The organism is Streptomyces griseoflavus (genome assembly GCF_014649995.1).
In the GTDB taxonomy this organism is placed as follows: Bacteria; Actinomycetota; Actinomycetes; order Streptomycetales; family Streptomycetaceae; genus Streptomyces; species Streptomyces griseoflavus.
Genome location: NZ_BMUC01000004.1, coordinates 79,593 through 99,789, shown reverse-complemented (window position 1 = coordinate 99,789; position 20,197 = coordinate 79,593). Strand labels below are relative to the sequence as shown.

The 20,197-nt window shown below is 68.6% G+C and carries 18 protein-coding genes, 1 tRNA gene and 2 pseudogenes; 15 read left to right on the top strand and 6 right to left on the bottom strand.

The features are described from left to right. The 3 genes and pseudogenes from IE172_RS34430 to IE172_RS11360 all read left to right on the top strand — a co-directional run. Positions 1–219 (top strand): annotated as a pseudogene (locus IE172_RS34430) (pyridine nucleotide-disulfide oxidoreductase); the annotation flags it as partial. 248 nt (positions 220–467) lie between these two features. Beyond that, positions 468–2,324: a DUF262 domain-containing protein gene (locus IE172_RS11365; RefSeq protein ID WP_190097049.1), complete on the top strand. Its 1,857-nt coding sequence runs from the start codon at positions 468–470 to the stop codon at positions 2,322–2,324. 130 nt (positions 2,325–2,454) lie between these two features. Continuing rightward, a complete protein-coding gene (locus IE172_RS11360; protein WP_190097048.1) occupies positions 2,455–2,916 on the top strand; it encodes a pyridoxamine 5'-phosphate oxidase family protein in 462 nt (153 codons plus the stop codon). A gap of 92 nt (positions 2,917–3,008) precedes the next feature. Here the strand turns inward: IE172_RS11360 and IE172_RS11355 are convergent, their stop codons facing one another. From IE172_RS11355 to IE172_RS11345, 3 genes are all read right to left on the bottom strand, one after another. Beyond that, positions 3,009–3,257, bottom strand: a complete 249-nt coding sequence (locus IE172_RS11355; RefSeq protein ID WP_190097047.1) for a hypothetical protein — start codon at positions 3,255–3,257, stop codon at positions 3,009–3,011. 177 nt (positions 3,258–3,434) lie between these two features. Next, positions 3,435–3,626: a hypothetical protein gene (locus IE172_RS11350; protein ID WP_190097046.1), complete on the bottom strand. Its 192-nt coding sequence runs from the start codon at positions 3,624–3,626 to the stop codon at positions 3,435–3,437. A gap of 9 nt (positions 3,627–3,635) precedes the next feature. Then, on the bottom strand, positions 3,636–4,484 hold the full coding sequence (locus IE172_RS11345) for a helix-turn-helix domain-containing protein (RefSeq protein WP_190097045.1): 849 nt from the start codon (positions 4,482–4,484) through the stop codon (positions 3,636–3,638). Positions 4,485–4,736: 252 nt separating this feature from the next. On the opposite strand from IE172_RS11345, the gene IE172_RS11340 reads away from it, so the two are divergent. The 4 genes from IE172_RS11340 (at position 4,737) to IE172_RS11325 (ending at position 7,136) form a co-directional block, all read left to right on the top strand. After that, positions 4,737–5,150 (top strand): ATP-binding protein, encoded by a 414-nt coding sequence (locus tag IE172_RS11340; protein ID WP_190097044.1) that lies wholly within the window; start codon positions 4,737–4,739, stop codon positions 5,148–5,150. 675 nt (positions 5,151–5,825) lie between these two features. Then, positions 5,826–6,173: a type II toxin-antitoxin system RelE/ParE family toxin gene (locus tag IE172_RS11335; RefSeq protein WP_268253471.1), complete on the top strand. Its 348-nt coding sequence runs from the start codon at positions 5,826–5,828 to the stop codon at positions 6,171–6,173. Between the two features lie 14 nt (positions 6,174–6,187). Next, entirely contained in the window at positions 6,188–6,646 is a 459-nt protein-coding gene (locus IE172_RS11330; RefSeq protein WP_190097042.1) for a helix-turn-helix domain-containing protein, read from the top strand. 1 nt (position 6,647) lies between these two features. Continuing rightward, entirely contained in the window at positions 6,648–7,136 is a 489-nt protein-coding gene (locus IE172_RS11325) for a protein-export chaperone SecB (RefSeq protein WP_190097041.1), read from the top strand. Positions 7,137–7,239: 103 nt separating this feature from the next. Here IE172_RS11325 and IE172_RS11320 read toward each other — a convergent pair whose 3' ends face one another. Together IE172_RS11320 and IE172_RS11315 are read right to left on the bottom strand one after the other, a co-directional pair. Beyond that, positions 7,240–7,518 (bottom strand): hypothetical protein, encoded by a 279-nt coding sequence (locus IE172_RS11320; protein ID WP_190097040.1) that lies wholly within the window; start codon positions 7,516–7,518, stop codon positions 7,240–7,242. 63 nt (positions 7,519–7,581) lie between these two features. Next, positions 7,582–8,778 (bottom strand): IS110 family RNA-guided transposase, encoded by a 1,197-nt coding sequence (locus IE172_RS11315; protein ID WP_190097039.1) that lies wholly within the window; start codon positions 8,776–8,778, stop codon positions 7,582–7,584. A gap of 449 nt (positions 8,779–9,227) precedes the next feature. Between IE172_RS11315 and IE172_RS35420 the strand changes: the two are divergent. Then, positions 9,228–9,881 (top strand): annotated as a pseudogene (locus tag IE172_RS35420) (site-specific integrase); the annotation flags it as partial. 233 nt (positions 9,882–10,114) lie between these two features. Here the strand turns inward: IE172_RS35420 and IE172_RS11305 are convergent. Further along, positions 10,115–10,186: transfer RNA gene (locus IE172_RS11305), tRNA-Arg, on the bottom strand. Positions 10,187–10,295: 109 nt separating this feature from the next. Here IE172_RS11305 and IE172_RS11300 point away from each other — a divergent pair. The 7 genes from IE172_RS11300 (at position 10,296) to rho (ending at position 19,959) form a co-directional block, all read left to right on the top strand. Then, positions 10,296–10,784 (top strand): response regulator, encoded by a 489-nt coding sequence (locus IE172_RS11300; RefSeq protein WP_403382800.1) that lies wholly within the window; start codon positions 10,296–10,298, stop codon positions 10,782–10,784. Between the two features lie 87 nt (positions 10,785–10,871). Further along, positions 10,872–11,981 carry an ArgS-related anticodon-binding protein NrtL gene (nrtL, locus tag IE172_RS11295; protein WP_190097038.1) on the top strand — a complete coding sequence of 370 codons (1,110 nt, stop codon included), beginning with the start codon at positions 10,872–10,874 and terminating at the stop codon, positions 11,979–11,981. An 18-nt stretch (positions 11,982–11,999) separates the two neighbouring features. After that, positions 12,000–13,391, top strand: a complete 1,392-nt coding sequence (lysA, locus tag IE172_RS11290) for a diaminopimelate decarboxylase (RefSeq protein ID WP_190097037.1) — start codon at positions 12,000–12,002, stop codon at positions 13,389–13,391. A 206-nt stretch (positions 13,392–13,597) separates the two neighbouring features. Further along, a complete protein-coding gene (locus IE172_RS11285) occupies positions 13,598–14,890 on the top strand; it encodes a homoserine dehydrogenase (RefSeq protein ID WP_190097036.1) in 1,293 nt (430 codons plus the stop codon). A gap of 6 nt (positions 14,891–14,896) precedes the next feature. Further along, complete coding sequence (thrC, locus tag IE172_RS11280; RefSeq protein ID WP_190097035.1) at positions 14,897–15,955, top strand: threonine synthase; 1,059 nt, start codon at positions 14,897–14,899, stop codon at positions 15,953–15,955. A 590-nt stretch (positions 15,956–16,545) separates the two neighbouring features. Then, a complete protein-coding gene (gene thrB, locus IE172_RS11275; protein WP_190097034.1) occupies positions 16,546–17,463 on the top strand; it encodes a homoserine kinase in 918 nt (305 codons plus the stop codon). Between the two features lie 420 nt (positions 17,464–17,883). Continuing rightward, positions 17,884–19,959 carry a transcription termination factor Rho gene (rho, locus tag IE172_RS11270; RefSeq protein WP_190097033.1) on the top strand — a complete coding sequence of 692 codons (2,076 nt, stop codon included), beginning with the start codon at positions 17,884–17,886 and terminating at the stop codon, positions 19,957–19,959. The last annotated feature ends 238 nt before the right edge of the window (positions 19,960–20,197 follow it).

Genomic DNA, 20,197 nt, shown 5'->3' with positions numbered 1-20,197 from the left:
AGCCGCCTCTCCCGCACCGCCACCGGCTCCTTCCACGCCGCCACCGCCCTCACCGACGTCCTCGCCCTCAAGTCCCCACCCACCTCCCTCGCCCACCCCCCAGCCCTCCTCACCGCCCTCCTCGGCCCCCTCCGCCCCCAACTCACCGGCCCACAGTTCACCCCGGCCGAGCGCGCACTCCTCGACAACCTCAAGAAGGCGGCCACCTCACCCGACTGACCGCGAGACTCGGCCACCACGACCCCCTGCACGACGCCCACCCACGACGGGTGCCGGCACCTCCCCGAATGCCACCGAAATGACCAAGAAGAAGACTGACGCGCCCTACCTCAGGCACTGTGGGAGACACGAGTCACAGGTCCGCGGACCGGCGGGAACAGGAGCCGGACAGAACCGAACCCACCCCCAGCCACTCGGGCCCGGTGACCGAGCGCCGAGGAACGTGTTGTGCTGCCCGAGGAGGACATGTGGCGACCGAGACCTTCAGCATCGACAAGCGGCCCCTGCGGGATCTGCTGGGCCAGGTCGAAGCGGGGAAGATCCAGTTGCCCGAGTTCCAACGCGGCTGGGTCTGGCCCTGGCCCCACATCGCGAGCCTGCTGGCTTCCGTCTCCCTCAACTACCCGATCGGGACGGTGATGCTGTTGGAGGGCGGCGGTGACGTCCGCTTCAAGTACAGGCCGATCGAAGGAGCGGTCCCTGGGGAGCGTGCACGACCGGAGTCGCTCGTTCTCGACGGCCAGCAGCGGCTCACCTCGCTGTTCCAGTCGATCGCGATGGACGGCCCGGTGGAGACCCAGGACGAGCGCAAGCGCCGGGTACGAGGCTGGTTCTACGTCGACATGGTCAAGGCACTCGACGAGAACGAGGACCGCGAGGACGCCATCCGGTTCGTTCCACTCTCACGCCAGGTGGTCAACTTCCGTGGCGAGGTTCTGGAGGATTACTCGACACGGGAGTTCGAGTACCAGCACCGTGTCTTTCCGCTGCGGAGCCTCTTCGACAACTCCTGGGGCGACGGCTTCGCCCGCCACTGGGGATTCGCACAGGACGCGATGGAACTCTGGTACCGCTTCCGCGACGGCTTCATCCGCTCCTTCGACCTCTACCACTTCCCGGTCATCGAACTCGGCAAGGGCACCCCACGCCAGGCGGTGTGCCAGGTCTTCGAGAAGGTCAACACGGGCGGCGTCACCCTCACTGTCTTCGAACTGCTGACTGCGACCTACGCCGCCGACGAGTTCGACCTTCGGCGCCACTGGAACGAATGCCGATCCGCCTGGGAGGCGCCCGAATACGCCATCCTGGAGGACGTCTCCAACACCGACTTCCTCCAGGCGGTCACCCTCCTCGCCACCGCCGAACGGCGGCGCCGGGAGGAAGACGCCGGCACGGACGAGGAGCGCCTGCCGCGCATCGGATGCAAACGCAAGGACATGCTCGCGCTCGACCTGGAGGACTACCGGCGCTACGCCCCCGACGTCGTTGCCGGCTTCAAGGCCGCCGCCAAGTTCCTCCGCCAGCAGTTCGTCTTCGACACGCGCTTCCTCCCCTACGGCACGCAACTCATCCCCCTGGCCGCGATCTTCGCCCTCGCCGGCCAGGACGCGGAGACCGCGGGCGCGCAGGAGAAGCTGGCCCGCTGGTACTGGTGCGGCGTCTTCGGCGAGTTGTACGGCGGCACGACCGAGACCCGGTTCAACCTCGACCTCCCCGACGTCGTCGACTGGATCCGCGGATCCACCCAGGAACCCCGCACGGTCACCCAAGCCCAATTCGCGGCCAGCCGCCTGCTGACCCTCCGCACCCGGCAGAGTGCCGCCTACAAGGGCATCTACGCCCTCCTGCTCAAGGCGGGCGCCGCGGACTGGCGGACGGGGGAGAAGGCGGAGGTCAGCGTCTACTTCGACGAGGCGATGGACATCCACCACATCTTCCCCCAGGCCTGGTGCCAGAAGAACGGCTACGAACGCTCCGTCTACAACTCCGTCGTCAACAAGACACCGCTGACCGCCCGCACCAACCGGATCATCGGCGGCCACGCACCGTCCGAGTACCTGCACCGCCTCGCCAAGGCCGCCGAAACCAGCTCCGAGGGCGTCGAACAGCGCGTCATCACGCACCTCGCGAACCCCGCACTGATGCGGGCCGACGACTTCGACGCCTTCTTCGAGGAACGACGCAAGGTGCTCCAGGACCACATCGCCGCCGTGATGGGCAAGCCGGTCGTCGACGACCACATCCCGGGCCAGCGCCCCGAGGCGGCGGTCCGAGCCGCGGAGAACGGCCTGGACACCGGTATCCCGGCCCCGGCAGAGCCGTAACAACCGCACCCGTGACGAGCGGTGCTGGACCTGCTCCCCGAAGAGCCCCTCACTGAGCTGTTCCTCAGTCGCCGGGAGTAGGTCCAGCGCCTCAGGTGCACACCCGCCCACTCGGCTAGGTTCGGTCGTCATGCAGACCACGGAACCGGCCCGTCGCCCCACGGCGGAGCGCAAGCGCGACGCCCTGGCACGCCTCACCACCGAGCGGGACATCTGGCTGTCCACGGCCCACCCCGATCACGGCCCGCACCAGGTCCCGCTGTGGTTCCTCTGGGACGGCCGAGCCGTATGGATGTGTACCAACGCCACCTCCGCGACCGCACGGAACGTCCGCGCCGAACGCCGCGTACGCCTTGCCCTGCCGGACACCTTCGACGTACTCCTCCTCCAGGGCGAAGCCGCATGCTTCCCGGACAAGGAGGTACCCCGAGACGCCGCGGACGCGTTCACCGACAAGTTCGGGTGGGACCCACGCACGGAAGGGCGTGCCCATCTCTACGTACGCGTGACCCCGAGAACCGTACGAGCGTGGCGCGGGGAACCGGAGCTCCGCGGGAGAGTCATCATGCGCGACGGAACCTGGCAGGAGTGAACGCCTCGCCCCAGGTACCTGTTCGCCAGTCGGGACACCGGACGACAGCTGATGGGCCGTCCGCCGGCGCAACCACTTCCATGACCTGGCCCTCAGCCGTCACCACGACCAGCCTTCCGCCGCACGTACGCGGCCATCCACTGGCCGCCCACCGCACTCACCGTCACGGTCAGCGCGAACGACAACGAGTCGTCCCATGACTTGCCCCTCACCCCATGCCAGAACACCGCAGCCAGCCCAGCCACCGCAAGCGTGTAGGCGAGCACCACCAGCCAGCGCCACACCCGGCGTCGACGCCCCGAAGGCGTCCCCTCATTCCCCGGCCATCGCTGCTCCGTCATGCAGAGCGACTACCCCCGATGTTTCGAGCTGGGCCGGCAACCGGCAGAGTGTAAGCGGGAGCGAAGCTCCCTGTGTCCCGGACCATGCCCTTCGTCACCCCGCCCTCGCGACTGCAGACCGAGCCTGTGGGCCGCATCAAGCAGCCACGAGGGACCAGCAGCATGGCGCGTGGCGAGCTACATCAAATGGTCGGCCTTGCCGGCCTTGATGTCGGTGATGAGCGTGCGCAGGGCGTCGATGGAGTCGGTGAGGTAACGCTCCTCCTGGCCGGCAACGGCTATGTACCCGTTGCCGTCGGCGTCGGTGCCCAGGCGGAAGCAGGAGCTGCCCTCGGCGCAGAACGGGGCTTCCCACGTGATGTCGGGCATGGTTACTCCTCATAGTTGGCGCGAGATGTCACGAATGAAATCCCTGGACTGCTCCGGTGACAGAGCCAGACGTTCCAACAGGTCGAGCTGTGCCCGGTATTTCGCCAACTGGCCGTCGGCGTGCAGGAAGGTGGGGCCGTGGGAACTGTCCACCTGCACCGTATCGAGCTGCGGTACGGGCCCTTCGATGTGGACGACCGTCTGCCCGGCGCCCGGGAAGGCGCCGCGGCTGAAGGGCAGGGCGAGCACGGTGACGTTGTCCCGCTCGGAGACCTCCAGGAGATGCTCCAACTGGTCACGGGCCACTTCGGTACCGCCGAACTGCATGCGCAGTGCAGCCTCGTGGATGACCGCGACGTATGGGACCGCCCTGTCGCCGGTGATCACCTGCTGGCGTTCCGAACGCAGCGCCAGTCGCAGAGCGACCTCGTGCTCGGGCAAGGCGGGAACCGCGGCTCGGAAGATGGCCATCGCCTGTTCCGATGTCTGGAGCACGCCGGGTACATGCACGGTGTTGGCGCCTCGCATGCGCACGGCGTTGCTCTCCGTCTCCGCGATGTCCAGAAGGCCTTGGGGCAGGATGCCTCGGTAGCGTTCCCACCAGCCGGTAGTCGCTTGCGCCATCTCGACGAGCGCCTCGATGTACGCCTCATCGGTCACGTCGCAGTTACAGGCCAAGGTACGCAGTCGGTCGGCGCTGATGCCCCTGACTCCGGATTCGATGTTGGAGATCTTCCCTCGGTCCACGCCCAGTAGCCCTGCAGCGAACTCCGCGGACATCCCTGCCCCGGTGCGGATGCGCCGCAGCTCACTACCCAGTCGCCTCTGCCGTTCTGTGGGGGTCGTCCTCGGGGGCATGGGGTTCCTTCCCTTTGGCAGAGGCCGCTCGGTGAGGCTCCGAGGCCGTCGTACCTCTCTATGGTGAATTCTCTTGAGAGCGTGGCAAATTTGCCACCACCTGCTCTACCGTCAGTATCGCGCAAGTTACACAAAGCGATGCCGGAAGCGCACCGCGCGAGCATGCCCGCCTGCCCTGGAGCGGGTGCGCCCGCGCCCAGGGCGGTAGGCCACCGGCGAGCCCAAATCCCACGCACAACCACGGAGTTCGCCATGTCCGAGATTCCCCTCGTACCCGTCCACTGGCACTTCCCCGCCCATCCCACCTCTGTACGGCGAGCCCGTAACGCCGTCGCTGCCTCCCTGCCTCACGTCTTCCGCCCGCGCCTCGGAGACGACCTCGGTCTCCTGACCTCCGAGTTGGTCACCAACGCCATCCGCCACGGCGCCCGCCGGGACGACGAAGACGTCATCGAACTCGTCCTATGGCCGGCCGACGGGCACTACTGGCTCGCCGTCTCCGACCCCGGCACCGGCAAGCCCCTCCTGGCTTGCCCGGACGCGGAAGCCGAGAACGGCCGGGGCCTGCTCCTCGTCAACCACCTCGCCACCACCTGGACTGTCCGCCCCCGCCCGACGTGCGGAACATCCGTCATCGCAGGCATCGCCGTCGGTCAGGCCGGCTGACACGGCTACCACCGCAACGACGACGGTCGAGGGCCGATGCTTTCGGGGATCGTGGTGAACAAGGTCAGCCGGGAGCCGTCCGACCACTCGGGCCTTGCCCGAAGCCTGCCCTTCTCTCGGCCGGCCACCTGGGACGGACGAGCGGCAGCAGGTGTTCGCTCAGCACCGTTCGGAATGACGTAGGTCCCCGACACGCGCTTTTGGAGTTCGTTCTCTACTCGGTCTGGCCGCGGCCTGCCTCATGCACTGGTGCCGCGCGAGGCTGCTGGGTGTCCCTGCTGTTGATGTCACTTGTGAACGTCAGGACGCTGCGGCCACGCGCAGGGCAGCAGGTTGCGCCGTTGCCCACGGCGCTAACAGGAATGAGTGATTCCGACGGTGTCGACGTACCCATGTGAGTCAAGGCACTGCCTCGAGTGCGCAGATCTAGGCCTGTCGGACATCCGTTCTGACCGGCACCCAGCCAGAGGAGCATCACCTTTAGTGAAGGGAAAACAACAGTACGTAGCTTGCGGTCATCGGTCCTAGCCGATACTCTCGAGATAGTCAACCAAGTCCCTTCCGTGGAGGTAACTCACAGCTACACTCCCCTTACGCAGCCAAGGGGCGGGGAGCCGCGTGTGGTGGTACACAGCGCCTCCGTAGTGCTGGAGTGCATCTACGGGAGGGGGCAGTCTGACCAGTCGGCGATGGCGGTTCTACAAGACCCGTAACGACAAAGATGTTGTTCGAGAGGATCTTAAGAGCCTTGGGGTGGGGGCCCGTGCGGCTATCCTTGAAGCGATGAAGCGTGTCGTAAGGCAAGAGCACATGCCGTACGAACAGGAATCGGTCGGCAATGGCATTTTCGCCGTCCGTGTTTTCTTCGGTGACTGCACTTACCGACTTCTATACTCACCGGTCGGCAGTCATGATCAAGTGCTCCTTGCCCTTCATGTCATCAATAAGAAAGACAGGAAGCTTCCCAAGGCAGCAAAAGATCTGGCGATCGAGAGACTGAAGGACTGGACAGTACGCGACTAGACTCAAGGGGTGTCATGAACCGAGACGAGCTGGATGACCTCGATGAGCTGATCGGGGAGGAACTGGCGCATCCCGAGTTCGAGGCTGCCTTCGAGGATGCGCGCAGCCGCAGTTCACTACTTCGCCGAATGGTTGCCCGGCGTAAGGCGCGAAAGATTAGTCAGGCCGCCGTTGCGGAGCGCATGGAAACTACTCAATCTGCAGTTTCTGAGCTTGAATCGGGTGGCACGGATCCGCGTCTGTCGACCATGCAGCGCTATGCCAGAGCAGTAGGTTGCCGACTTGACGTTCGACTAAAGGATGACGGAGGCGACTGGCGTTTCAGTAATGCGTACGCAGTGGGAGCCGTCCGGCGTGAGCGTAGCAGTGTCCATGCCGCGTGGTCTGTGGATGGAGCAGACGCTACGTTCACCGGAAGTTCTTCTTGGTCTTCTGCGGTGTATGCACTGCGCCGTGAGGGTGTGAATCGCTGAAATGCAGACGCAAGCCGAATATGCGGAATCGCTACGCCTTGCTTCGGTGTTGCATGAATCTGCCTATCTGCAGGGAATCCGGCTCAACTCTCTTGAGGCGAAGGTTTTTGACCGGAAACCCGACCCGCCATACAGCGTAGTCGCGGAACTGCGTCCAACCGTGTCGCTCGGAGCTAAATCCATCACTTTCGCAGTGCAGTATGAAGTGAAGGCTCTAGCGGACGAAGACGAAGTTTTCCGTATCGCGTGTGAGTTCCAGGCCGGATATGAGCACGACTTGGACGACGTAACGGAAGACATGGCGTCTACGTACGGGGATGTAATTGTTCTCGCGACACTCCATCCCTATGTGCGCGAACTTGTGCACAGGGTGAGCTCGGATCTTGGCTTTCCAGGCCTTTTCCTTGACAACCTCGACAGTAAGGATCTGTTTCGGCTGTTGAGCGAGGAAAAGATCAAAAAGCGCAGTGATGAACACGGCGCTGTCTGATCCTTCTCGCTATCGGTTACAACCCCGACCCCTCGCCGTGCGAATGCAAGGTCGGTGGAGTCTTAATGGCTGAGTCAAGAGGCTCCGTCGGCCGGTGGCGCTGTCAGAGATCGGTGTTGGCGGCCTCTTCGAGCAGGTCCATGGCTTGGTTGTGGAAGCGGCGCTCGGCGTCCCGGCATGGAGCGTTGAAGAAGACTCGTTGGGCTTCGGCAAGATCGCAGTTCAGCAGGCCCATGGTCACGAACACGGCTTCCACTCCGTGACACCCGTTGTCCTTGAGGAACTGCTGGAGCGCGTCCCTGTCGCCGGTTGCCTCCCAGACGGGCCGGGCGCGTACCTGCATGGCAGCGATGCGCGCTGAGCGTTCTGCGTCGAAGCCCACTGGACCCACCTTCCTGGTTTGGCCCGGAGGCTATCGCCAGGTAGGCGGGGCGCGCTGCCGCGTTTAAGCGGCCTGGGCGACAGGTGGATGGACGGTGAAAAGTCTGCCGTCACGCAGGAGGGCCCATAGGACGTCAACACGTCGGCGGGCGAGGGCGATGACGGCCTGGACGTGCTTGCAGCCCTCGGCCCGCTTCTTCAGGTAGTAGTCGCGGTTGGGGCCTTCGCGGATGATGCTGGTCTGGGCGGACAGATAGAAGACACGGCGCAGGCGTCGGCTGTAGCGCTTGGGGCGGTGGAGCTTGCCGGTGCGGCGGCCGGAGTCACGTGGAACGGTCACGAGGCCGGCGGCGGTGGCGAGGCGGCCTGCGTCGGCGTAGGTGCTCAGGTCACCGGCTGAGACGATGAACTCGGTTCCCAGGATGGGGCCCATGCCCGGCAGAGACTCGATGATGTGGGCCTGGGGGTGGGTGCGGAAGGTCTGCCAAATCTCCTGGTCGATGTGCCTGAGCCGGTCGCCCAGGGCGAGGAGCTGCGTGGCGATGTCAGCGACGATGCTGGCCGCGACATCTTGGCCCGGCAGCGTGGTGTGCTGAGTCCTGGCGGCCTGCAGAGCGGTGGCGGCGACTGCGTCGGCGTTGCGGACGTTGCGTCCCTTGAGCCAGGCGGTGAGGCGGGCTTGACCGTGCCGCCGTATGGCTGCAGGGCTCTGGTGGCGGGTGAGCAGGATGAGCGCGCCTTTGTGATCGGCGTAGTCGAAGGACCGTTCCAGAGCAGGGAAGATTCCGGTGACGTGGAGCCGGTTGAGCATCCGGACGCGGTCAGCAATCAGGTCGGTGCGGTGGGCGGTCAGCAGAGCCAGATCGGCTGCCAACTGGGCGGGGACGTCGATGGAGGCGAAGTCCCGCCGCAGACGGGCGGTGTCGGCGATCACGTAGGCGTCCCGGGCGTCGGTTTTCGCTTCACCGCGGTAGGACCCGGACATCCGTTTGACCGTCCGGCCGGGAACGTAGACGGCCTGTTGGCCATGGGCAGCGAGTAAGGCCAGCAACAGCGCAGATGCCGTGCCGGCGATGTCAACGGCCCAGTGCACCTGCTCGGCGAGGGCGAGGATCTCACCTAGGGCGGTCAGAATCGCGCCCTCGTCGTTGAGGACCTTCTTGCTCCAGATCGTTGCCCCGGTGTCGTCGACCGCGGCGAGCCAGTGATGGGCTTTACCGGCGTCGATCCCGACCCAGAGGCGGGTCAGCTGCTTGGCCATGGGCGTCTCCTCGGTTCAGACAGCATGCCGTTCGGCCCGAGGAACACCCGCCGTCAGCTCCGTAAACAGCGATCAAGAGCGCAGATCTCAATCAGCGGCCAGGCGTCCCGAAGAGCGGGGCGGCCACTCCACCGGAGCCACCGGGGGCAAGGGACTTCAAAGCCACACCCCACTCTTCCGGACCGCCAACCAACTTACGGAGCGACTTTGGCCGGGAGCTGCTTTGGCGCGAGTGATCATGGCCCCGTAAGCTTCCGGCGAGTCGGGCAGTCTGGGACCTGCCCGGTAAAGCACGACGTTGGGGCCGTGATCTTCGAGGCTCGCCCCAAAGTGGCTCCGTAAAGCCACCGTAAAGCCGTGGAGCCGACCCCCAGCCACGACGGACCCCTTCTCTGGCGTAAGCGCTGATTGCTGTGCGCGCGGCACGGGCGCCGGTCGGGCCACCCAACAACTTACGGAGCCGCCTTGACTCGCTCAAGCTCACCCTTTCCGGCGCCCCGGCGGCTGCTGAGACGGTGCGGCGTAAGCGGGCCGTCCTCTTCAACGCCCTGGCGTACGCGGTCGAGCTGGGGGAGGTCTCGGAGAACCCGGTCACGCTCGTGAAATGGAAGCTGCCGAAGGTGTCCAAGGAAGTTGACCGCCGAGTCGTGGTGAACCCTCGGCAGGCAACCGAACTCCTTGGGGCTGTCTCGTACGTCGGTGGGTACCGGCGGGCCCGTGGGCGCCGGCTTGTCGCACTCTTCGCCTGAATGTACTTCGGAGGGCTGCGGCCGGCGGAAGCCGTGGCCCTGCGTCGTCCCGACTGCACACTGCCGGACACGGGGTGGGGCTCGTTGATCCTGCTGAAGAGCCGTCCTACGGTCGGCACGCGGTGGACCGGAACGGGGGAGGTGCACGACAACCGCGGGCTCAAGAACCGGCCCGCGAATGAGACCCGCATCGTTCCGATTCCGCCCCGCCTCGTTTGTATGCTCCGAGTCGAAGTGCTCCTGAGCCGGTATGCCAAGTGCCTCGACGGCCGCCAGGACGTCGCCAGCCGTCGGATCGCTGCACTCCTCGGCGAGGACGACGACCACGGAGACTCGCACGGCGACGGGACCTGATCCCGACGCACCTCCGACACGTGCACCTACGACATGATGGCCCCTGGACCACAGTCCGAGGGCCTCGTCGTTTTTCGGGGCTGACCTGCGGATTTCTGCTCTGCAGCCAGTCCACGCATAGTCCACAGCGTCTGACATACGGCCACTCCGAGTGGCATACGGCTGCACACACGCGAAGACCCCGTCCTCAGCGAAAGCGCTGATGGCGGGGTCTTTGGGCACCTCATGCGAAGTGCCCCCGGCAGGATTCGAACCTGCGCACACGGCTCCGGAGGCCGTTGCTCTATCCCCTGAGCTACGGGGGCGTGTCTCCCGCGTGGTGATCGCGGCGACGGGTAGAACACTACCAGTTCCCGTGGGGTGGTCAGGAACCGTTTTCGCAGGAGGGCGGGGGCGGGGTGTCGCCCGGTGGGGGTGGAAGTGGGGAAACGCGGGACGCGGTGGCTGGTCCCGACCTACTCTCGATGTGTGCCAGGCGCATCGGGCCGGGTTCTTGTTGTGGACGACAACAAGGTCATCCGGCAGTTGATCAGGGTCAACCTCGAGCTGGAGGGCATCGAGGTCGTGACCGCGGCCGATGGTGCCGAGTGTCTGGAAGTCGTCCATCAGGTGCGGCCCGACCTCGTCACCCTGGATGTCGTCATGCCGCGGCTGGACGGGCTGAGGACTGCCGGACGGCTGCGGTCCGATCCGCGTACGCGTGACATTCCGCTCGTCATCGTCAGCGCGTGCAGTCAGTACGAGGTCGACAGCGGGCTCGATGTCGGGGTGGACGCTTTTCTTGCCAAGCCCTTCGATCCTCAGGAACTTGTCCGGCTGGTTCGCGAGTTGATCGTGGATCCTCTCGGGAGGGTCCGTGGGCCGGGGGACGCCGAGGCCGCGGCGGGGCATGCCGGAGGGTGACGGAAGGGGTGTCCACGGGCGTCCACATGCCGGGATGCGGCCCAACTCGTTCGCCTACCCACCCCCCTCCTCCCCTACGCTTGTCCCGTGACCCCCGCCGAGCTCTCCCGCACCGTGCTGCACGCGGTGCGCCGTGCCGTCGAGGAGGGGGAGCTGGGCGTGGACGTGCCCGAGCGGGTGCGGGTCGCGCCTCCGGGGCCCGGGGGGTACGGGGACTACGCCACCAATGTCGCCCTTCAGCTCGCCCGTCCGGCCGGGCAGCCGGCGCTGCGGGTTGCCGAGCTGCTGCGAGCGCGTCTCGTGGGTGCCGGGGGGATCGGTGAGGTCGTGGTCACCGGGCCCGGGTTCATCAACTTCTCGGTGCGGGGCACCGATGCCGGCGCCCGGCTTGTGAGCGAGGTTCTGCGGGACGGGGTCCGGTACGGGTACCGCGAGCCGTTCGCCGGGCAGGGGGAGGGCGGCGTCGTACGTCTTCGTGCGGCCCGTGAGGTGCGGGCGGTCGTGCATCTCGATGTTGTGGCTCGTCTTCTGCGGTCGCAGGGGGCTGTCGTGCGGATTAGTTGCGCGGGGTCGCTCGACGCGGAGTGGGGGAGTGTGCTGGGAGTGTGTGTCGAGCCGCATGCCCAGGGCGACCCGGGCAGCGAGCGCGGCCAGGACGGCGCCCCCGTCGACATCCGGCCCGTCCCCGCCCCCGCCGATCCGCTGTCCCTGGGGCGTGACGCCGCCCGCTGGGCGCTGCTGCATCCCGCGCCGCACGACCGGCCGCGGATCGGGGACGAGCACCTGGTGCAGCGGGAGAGCAATCCGTTGTTCCGGGTGCGGTACGCGCATGCCCGCAGCCGGGCGCTCCTGCGGAACGCCGCGGATCTCGGGTTCGAGCCCGAGCCGGGGACCGTCGACGTGCAGGGGGCGCAGGAGCCGCAGGATGCGTGGGAGGCGCGGGCGCTGCTCCGGGCCCTCGCCGACCATCCCCGGGTCCTCGAGGCCGCCGCCGCGCACCGCGCGCCCGACCGGCTCGCCCGGCATCTGGTGACCGTCGCCGATGCCGCGCTGCCTCTGTTCCCTGCCGTGCTGCCGTTGGGTGAGGAGAAACCCTCGGCCGCCCACCGTGCCCGGCTCGGCCTCGCCGCGGCCGCCGGGGCGGTGCTGGCCGGTGGCCTGTCCCTGCTCGGCATCGACGCACCCGACCACCTCTGAGAGAGCCCAGAGAACATCATGAGCCGTTCCGCACACCCCGCCGGGCCCCGTCACGCCGACGTCCTCCCCGAGGGGCACTACTCCGCGCCGCCCGCCGATCTCAACGCCGTCGACCCCAAGGTGTGGGCGCAGACCGTCGGACGGGACGAGCACGGTGTGCTCACCGTCGGCGGGATCGACGTCAAGCGGCTGGCCGAGGAGTTCGGCACGCCCGCCTACTTCCTCGACGAGGACGACTTCCGGGCCCGGGCGCGGGCCTGGCGCACCGCGTTCGGGGACGACGCGGACGTGTTCTACGCCGGCAAGGCGTTCCTGTCCCGGGCCGTGGTGCGGTGGCTGCACGACGAGGGCCTGAACCTGGACGTGTGCTCGGGCGGGGAGCTGGCCACCGCGCTGTCGGCGGGGATGCCCGCCGAGCGGATCGCCTTCCACGGCAACAACAAGTCCGTCGGTGAGATCCGGCGGGCCGTCGGGGCCGGGGTCGGGCGGATCGTGCTCGACTCGTTCCAGGAGATCGTGCGGGTCGCGCACATCGCGCAGGAGCTCGGTGTGCGGCAGCGGGTGCAGATCCGCGTCACCGTGGGGGTCGAGGCGCACACGCACGAGTTCATCGCCACCGCCCACGAGGACCAGAAGTTCGGGATCCCGCTGGCGGGCGGGCAGGCCGCCGAGGCCGTGCGGCGCGCGCTGACGCTGGACGGGCTGGAGCTGATCGGGATCCACTCGCACATCGGGTCGCAGATCTTCGACATGTCGGGGTTCGAGGTCGCCGCGCACCGGGTGGTGGGGCTGCTCAGGGACATCCGTGACGAGCACGGGGTGGAGCTGCCCGAGATCGACCTCGGGGGCGGGCTCGGCATCGCGTACACCAGTGACGACGATCCGCGGGAGCCGCACGAGATCGCCAAGGCGCTGACCGAGATCGTGACCCGGGAGTGCGAGTCCGCGCGGCTGCGTACGCCGCGGATCTCCGTGGAGCCCGGGCGTGCCATCGTCGGGCCGACCGCTTTCACGCTGTACGAGGTCGGCACCGTCAAGCCGCTCGACGGGCTGCGGACGTACGTCTCCGTCGACGGCGGGATGTCGGACAACATCCGCACCGCGTTGTACGACGCCGAGTACAGCGTTTCCCTCGCCTCCCGGGTGTCGGACGCCGAGCCGGTGCTGTGCCGGGTCGTGGGCAAGCACTGCGAGAGCGGTGACATCGTGGTGAAGGACGCCTTCCTGCCGGGGGACCTGGCGCCGGGCGACCTCCTCGCCGTGCCGGCGACCGGGGCGTACTGCCGGTCCATGGCCAGCAACTACAACCATGTGCTGCGTCCGCCCGTGGTCGCGGTCCGGGACGGCGAGGCGCGGGTGATCGTCCGGCGGGAGACCGAGGAGGACCTGCTCAGGCTCGACGTCGGGTGAGCGGTGCCGGGGCCCGGGGCATGGGGCCCGGGGCCTGGCGCCCGGTCGGCGCCGGCGACCGGGGACATGATCGGCCGAAGGAAGATCTTCGGCATTTACGGTCATGGAAATGAAATAGATGTCTCACGATCCGGACATAACGCAGAAAGTTGCGTCCGGTGAGTGAGACTGGTGCAACCGAGACGGTTATCAGGAAACGAGGTCGGATGATGCGTACGCGTCCGCTGAAGGTGGCGCTGCTGGGCTGTGGTGTGGTCGGCTCAGAGGTGGCGCGCATCATGACGACGCACGCCGACGACCTCGCCGCCCGCATCGGGGCTCCGGTGGAGCTGGCGGGCGTGGCCGTGCGGCGGCCCGACAAGGTGCGCGAGGGCATCGACCCCGCCCTGGTGACGACCGACGCCACCGCCCTCGTCAAACGCGGCGACCTCGACATCGTCGTGGAGGTCATCGGCGGGATCGAGCCCGCCCGGGCGCTCATCACCACCGCCTTCGAGCACGGCGCCTCCGTGGTCTCCGCGAACAAGGCGCTGCTCGCCCAGGACGGCGCCGCGCTGCACGCCGCCGCCGAGGAGCACGGCAGGGACCTCTACTACGAGGCCGCCGTCGCCGGCGCCATCCCGCTGATCCGCCCGCTGCGCGAGTCGCTCGCCGGCGACAAGGTCAACCGGGTGCTGGGCATCGTCAACGGCACCACCAACTTCATCCTCGACAAGATGGACACCACGGGCGCCGGCTACCAGGAGGCCCTCGACGAGGCCACCGCGCTCGGCTATGCCGAGGCCGACCCCACCGCCGACGTCGAGGGCTTCGACGCCGCCGCGAAGGCCGCCATCCTCGCCGGGATCGCCTTCCACACGCGGGTGCGCCTGGACGACGTGCACCGTGAGGGCATGACCGAGGTCACCGCCGCCGACTTCGCCTCCGCCAAGGAGATGGGCTGCACCATCAAGCTGCTCGCCATCTGCGAGCGGGCCGGCGACGGTGCGTCGGTCACCGCGCGGGTGCATCCGGCGATGATTCCGCTCAGCCACCCGCTGGCCTCGGTGCGGGGCGCCTACAACGCGGTGTTCGTGGAGTCCGACGCCGCCGGGCAGCTGATGTTCTACGGGCCCGGCGCGGGTGGCGCGCCGACCGCCTCCGCCGTGCTGGGCGACCTGGTCGCCGTGGGGCGCAACCGGATCAGCGGGGCCACCGGGCCCGGCGAGTCGGCGTACGCGGCGCTGCCCGTCTCGCCGATGGGCGAGGTCGTCACGCGCTACCACATCAGCCTCGACGTGGCCGACAAACCGGGTGTTCTCGCCCAGGTCGCCACCGTGTTCGCGGAGCACGGTGTCTCGATCGATACGGTTCGCCAGCAGGGCAAGGACGGCGAGGCGTCGCTCGTCGTCGTCACGCACCGTGCGTCCGACGCGGCCCTCGGGGGGACCGTCGAGACGTTGCGCAAGCTCGACACCGTGCGTGGTGTCGCCAGCATCATGCGGGTTGAAGGGGAGTAACGAGCAATGACCCACCAGTGGCGCGGAATCATCGAGGAGTACCGGGACCGGCTGCCGGTATCCGACACCACGCCGGTCGTGACGCTCCGGGAGGGCGGCACGCCGCTCGTGCCCGCGCAGGTGCTCTCCGAGCGCACGGGCTGCGAGGTGCACCTGAAGGTCGAGGGTGCGAACCCCACCGGGTCCTTCAAGGACCGCGGCATGACCATGGCCATCAGCAAGGCCAAGGAGGAGGGCGCGAAGGCCGTCATCTGCGCCTCCACCGGCAACACCTCCGCCTCCGCCGCCGCGTACGGCGTCCGCGCCGGCATGGTCTCCGCCGTCCTGGTGCCGCAGGGCAAGATCGCGCTCGGCAAGATGGGCCAGGCGCTGGTCCACGGGGCGAAGATCCTCCAGGTCGACGGGAACTTCGACGACTGCCTCACGCTGGCGCGCGCGCTGAGCGACAACTACCCCGTGGCGCTGGTCAATTCGGTCAACCCGGTGCGTATCGAGGGGCAGAAGACCGCCGCCTTCGAGATCGTGGACATGCTGGGCGACGCACCCGACATCCACGTGCTGCCGGTGGGCAACGCGGGCAACATCACCGCGTACTGGAAGGGGTACAAGGAGTACGCCGCCGACAAGGTCAGCACCAGGACGCCGCGCATGTGGGGCTTCCAGGCCTCCGGCAGCGCGCCGATCGTGCGCGGCGAGGTGGTCAAGGACCCGTCGACGATCGCCACCGCCATCCGCATCGGCAACCCCGCCTCCTGGGACCTCGCGCTCGCCGCGCGGGACGAGTCCGGCGGCGCCATCGACGAGGTGACGGACCGTGAGATCCTGCGCGCCTACCGGCTGTTGGCCTCGCAGGAGGGCGTCTTCGTCGAGCCCGCGTCCGCGGCGTCCGTCGCCGGTCTGCTGAAGGCCGCCGAGCAGGGCAAGGTCGACCCGGGGCAGCGGATCGTGTGCACGGTCACCGGGAACGGCCTGAAGGACCCGGACTGGGCCGTCGCGGGCGCGCCGCAGCCGGTCACCGTCCCCGTCGACGCGGCGACCGCCGCCGAGCGGCTCGGCCTCGTCTGACACCGCGGCGGCCCCCGGCCGCCGTGGCCGTACCCGCCGCCCGTCCCCGGGCACCGCGGCCCGGTCCGGGGCTTCGGTGTCCGGTCCGCGCCGGCGGTGCGGTGACCGTGCCGACGGCGCCATGGTCGTCCGGGATGCCGTGGCCGTCCGGGCGGGCCCGTCGGCGCGTGGCCGTCGTTCCGCACTCCGGGCCCGGGGCCGTCACGCGCGCACGGGACCGGAAACCGGGGCACGATCGCCGGAAACCGGCGTGATCACCGGAAATTCGGCACGACCGGCGTAAGGCGGCACCAGCGGGGAAAGCCAAGGACAGGGGGTGCACGAGGGGCTCTCGACACGCATCGTGCGCCTCCTGTGCGCCCTATGTCGCCAGTCAACCTTCCTTCGATAGGCTGTACTGAACCCGCCCGCCGCATATGCCGCGGCACTGCGTCGTCCCCATGGTCCGGAAAGCGGCCGGGAACGTCCGGGAAGCGGTCGGCCGGCCCGGTCGGCGGCGCCCCCAGGGTTCCAGCACGTCATCGAATGTCCATCGAATGTCCGTCGAGCGTCATTCGGCAGTCACGCAGCTCAAGGAGAGTCTTCGAGCGATGGCCGGTCCCGCCTTCCGCGCCGCCGCCGTCCGGGTGCGCGTCCCCGCCACCAGCGCCAACCTCGGCCCGGGCTTCGACGCCTTCGGCCTGTCGCTGGGGCTGTACGACGACGTGGTCGTCCGGGTGGCCGACTCCGGGCTGCACATCGACATCGCGGGTGAGGGCAGCGAGACCCTCCCGCGGGACGAGCGCCACCTCCTCGTACGTTCCCTGCGCACCGCGTTCGACCTGCTCGGCGGACAGCCGCGCGGCCTCGAGATCGTCTGCGCCAACCGCATCCCGCACGGCCGGGGCCTCGGCTCCTCCTCGGCCGCCATCTGCGCCGGGATCGTCGCCGCCCGCGCCGTGACGATAGGCGCCGACGCCAAACTCGACGACACCGCGCTGCTCGAACTGGCCACCGAGATCGAGGGCCACCCCGACAACGTCGCCGCCTGTCTGCTCGGCGGATTCACCCTGTCCTGGATGGAGCGCGGAGCGGCCCGCGCGATCAGGATGGACCCCGCCGATTCCATCGTTCCGGTGGTTTTCGTGCCCGGGAAGCCGGTCCTCACCGAGACCGCGCGCGGACTGCTCCCGCGCACCGTGCCGCACGTCGACGCCGCCACCAACGCGGGCCGTGCCGCCCTGCTCGTCGAGGCCCTGACCAGGCGCCCCGAGCTGCTGCTGCCCGCCACCGAGGACCGACTGCACCAGGAGTACCGCGCCCCGGCCATGCCCGAGAGCGCGGCCCTGGTGGAGCGGCTGCGCGGGGACGGCGTCCCCGCGGTGATCTCCGGCGCCGGACCCACGGTGATGGCGCTGGCGGACGCGGAGACCGCCGACAAGGTCGAAGCGCTGGCCGGCAACGACTGGGCCGCCAATCGGCTCAGCCTCGACGTGCAGGGAGCGAGCGTGCTGCCGCTCGCCACCTGACACACGGTTGCCGGATTTCGAGAGGGGGAATGTTTGTTGGATCCGGTAGTGTTAACCTCAAGTCTGCACCCGACCCCACCATGGCGAGGTGCCTCGTGTCCCCGTCCGGGACAGACATTCTTCCGGGAGCTCCCCAAGCCGCACTGTGTTCACTGCTACGTACGCGGGCAGTACGTCGTACGCGGACGCTGAACGGCCCGACGGTGGGGATACCCCCTCTGGGGGAGCTCCGGAACCGGTGCGACCACGCCACGTGACACACGGTGTCACGGCTCGGGGAAGCGCCATCACCAGATATTTCTTCCGCCGCTCAGGCGGACAACCGCCCCGGCACCGTTCACACAACGCGGACCGATGCCGGACAGCACAACCGGTCGCCGAGCCAGACAGGCCGACGCCCGCTCCAGGGAAGGACCCTTCGTGAGCGACACCACCGATCTGATGGGCGCACGTGTCGAGGAGACCGCTGCCGCGCCCGCCACGGACGCTTCCGCGCCTGCCACCGGTGCCGGCTCCCGGCGGCGCCGCGGTACCGGCCTCGAGGGCATGGTGCTGGCCGAGCTGCAACAGGTCGCATCCGGCCTCGGAATCAGGGGCACCGCGCGCATGCGCAAGAGCCAGCTGATCGAGGTCATCAAGGAGGCGCAGGCCGCCGGTGGGGGCGCCCCCGCCGCCGCGGCCCCGGCCAAGGCAGAGTCCGACACCGAGACCAAGCCCAAGCGCCGCGCCACTTCCCGGACCCGCACGGGTGAGGCCGCCGAGAAGAAGGCCGACGCCAAGGCCGAGCAGGCCCCCGCCGACACGTCCGCTGCCCAGCAGCAGATCGACATCCCCGGCCAGCCCTCGCCGAAGGTCTCCGCCGAGCCGGCCGAGGAGGCCGCTCCCGCCGAGCGCCGCCGCCGTCGCGCCACCGCCGACGCCGGTGCCCCCGCCGCCGCGGCCGAGACGGTCACCGCCGAGGCGAGGACCGACAGCAAGGCCGAGACGCCCGCCCAGCAGCAGTCGCAGCAGGGTGAGGGCAAGTCCGACCACGACGGCGGCGAGGGCCGCCGCCGCGACCGCCGTGACCGCGGCCGTGAGCGCGGAGACCGCGCTGAGCGCGGAGACCGCGGCGACCGTGGTGAGCGCGGCGACCGTGGTGACCGCGGTGACCGTCGCGGCAAGGGCGACGACCAGCAGAACCAGGGCGGTCAGGGCGGCCAGGGCCGTCAGCAGAACCAGCAGGGTGGCGGCGGCCGTCAGGACGACGGCTACGACGACGACGGAGGCGGCCGCCGAGGCCGTCGCGGCCGCTACCGCGACCGCCGTGGCCGCCGTGGCCGCGACGAGGTGCAGGAGCCGCAGATCAACGAGGACGACGTCCTGATCCCCGTCGCGGGCATCCTGGACATCCTCGACAACTACGCGTTCATCCGGACCTCCGGCTACCTGCCCGGCCCGAACGACGTGTACGTCTCCCTCGCCCAGGTCCGCAAGAACGGCCTGCGCAAGGGCGACCACATCACCGGCGCCGTGCGCCAGCCCAAGGAGGGCGAGCGGCGCGAGAAGTTCAACGCGCTGGTCCGCCTGGACTCCGTCAACGGCATGGCGCCCGAACACGGCCGCGGCCGCCCGGAGTTCAACAAGCTCACCCCGCTCTACCCGCAGGACCGCCTCCGCCTGGAGACCGACCCGGGCGTGCTGACCACGCGGATCATCGACCTCGTGTCGCCGATCGGCAAGGGCCAGCGCGGACTGATCGTGGCCCCGCCGAAGACCGGCAAGACCATGATCATGCAGGCGATCGCCAACGCGATCACCCACAACAACCCCGAGTGCCACCTGATGGTCGTCCTGGTCGACGAGCGTCCGGAAGAGGTCACCGACATGCAGCGGTCGGTCAAGGGCGAGGTCATCTCCTCGACCTTCGACCGCCCGGCCGAGGACCACACCACGGTCGCCGAGCTCGCCATCGAGCGCGCCAAGCGCCTGGTGGAGCTGGGTCACGACGTCGTCGTGCTGCTCGACTCGATCACGCGTCTGGGCCGTGCGTACAACCTCGCCGCCCCGGCCTCCGGCCGCATCCTGTCCGGTGGTGTCGACTCGACAGCCCTGTACCCGCCGAAGCGCTTCTTCGGTGCGGCCCGCAACATCGAGGACGGCGGTTCGCTGACCATCCTCGCCACCGCCCTGGTGGACACCGGGTCCCGCATGGACGAGGTCATCTTCGAGGAGTTCAAGGGCACCGGCAACGCCGAGCTCAAGCTCGACCGGAAGCTCGCCGACAAGCGGATCTTCCCCGCGGTGGACGTCGACGCGTCCGGCACCCGTAAGGAAGAGATCCTGCTCGCCCCCGACGAGCTCGCCATCGTCTGGAAGCTGCGCCGGGTGCTGCACGCCCTCGACCAGCAGCAGGCGGTCGAGCTGCTCCTCGACAAGATGAAGCAGACCAAGTCGAACGCCGAGTTCCTGATGCAGATCCAGAAGACGACGCCGACGCCGGGCAACGGCGACTGACGTCCCGCCGTCCGCCAGGACCGCTTCCGCGAGAGGCCGCTTCCGTGAAGGAGGCGGCCTCTCGCGTGCGGCGAGACGTTCACCACACGCACCACCGCACGCACCGCGGCCGAACGGTGGCCGCGCGCACACGGAAACCGCAGGTCGGAGCGGTCGGCGCGGGCTTCGGACGCGACGCGGGACGGGACGGCGCTCACCGGCGGGCCACAGAACGCCGTGCAACCCTGCGCCGGGTTCC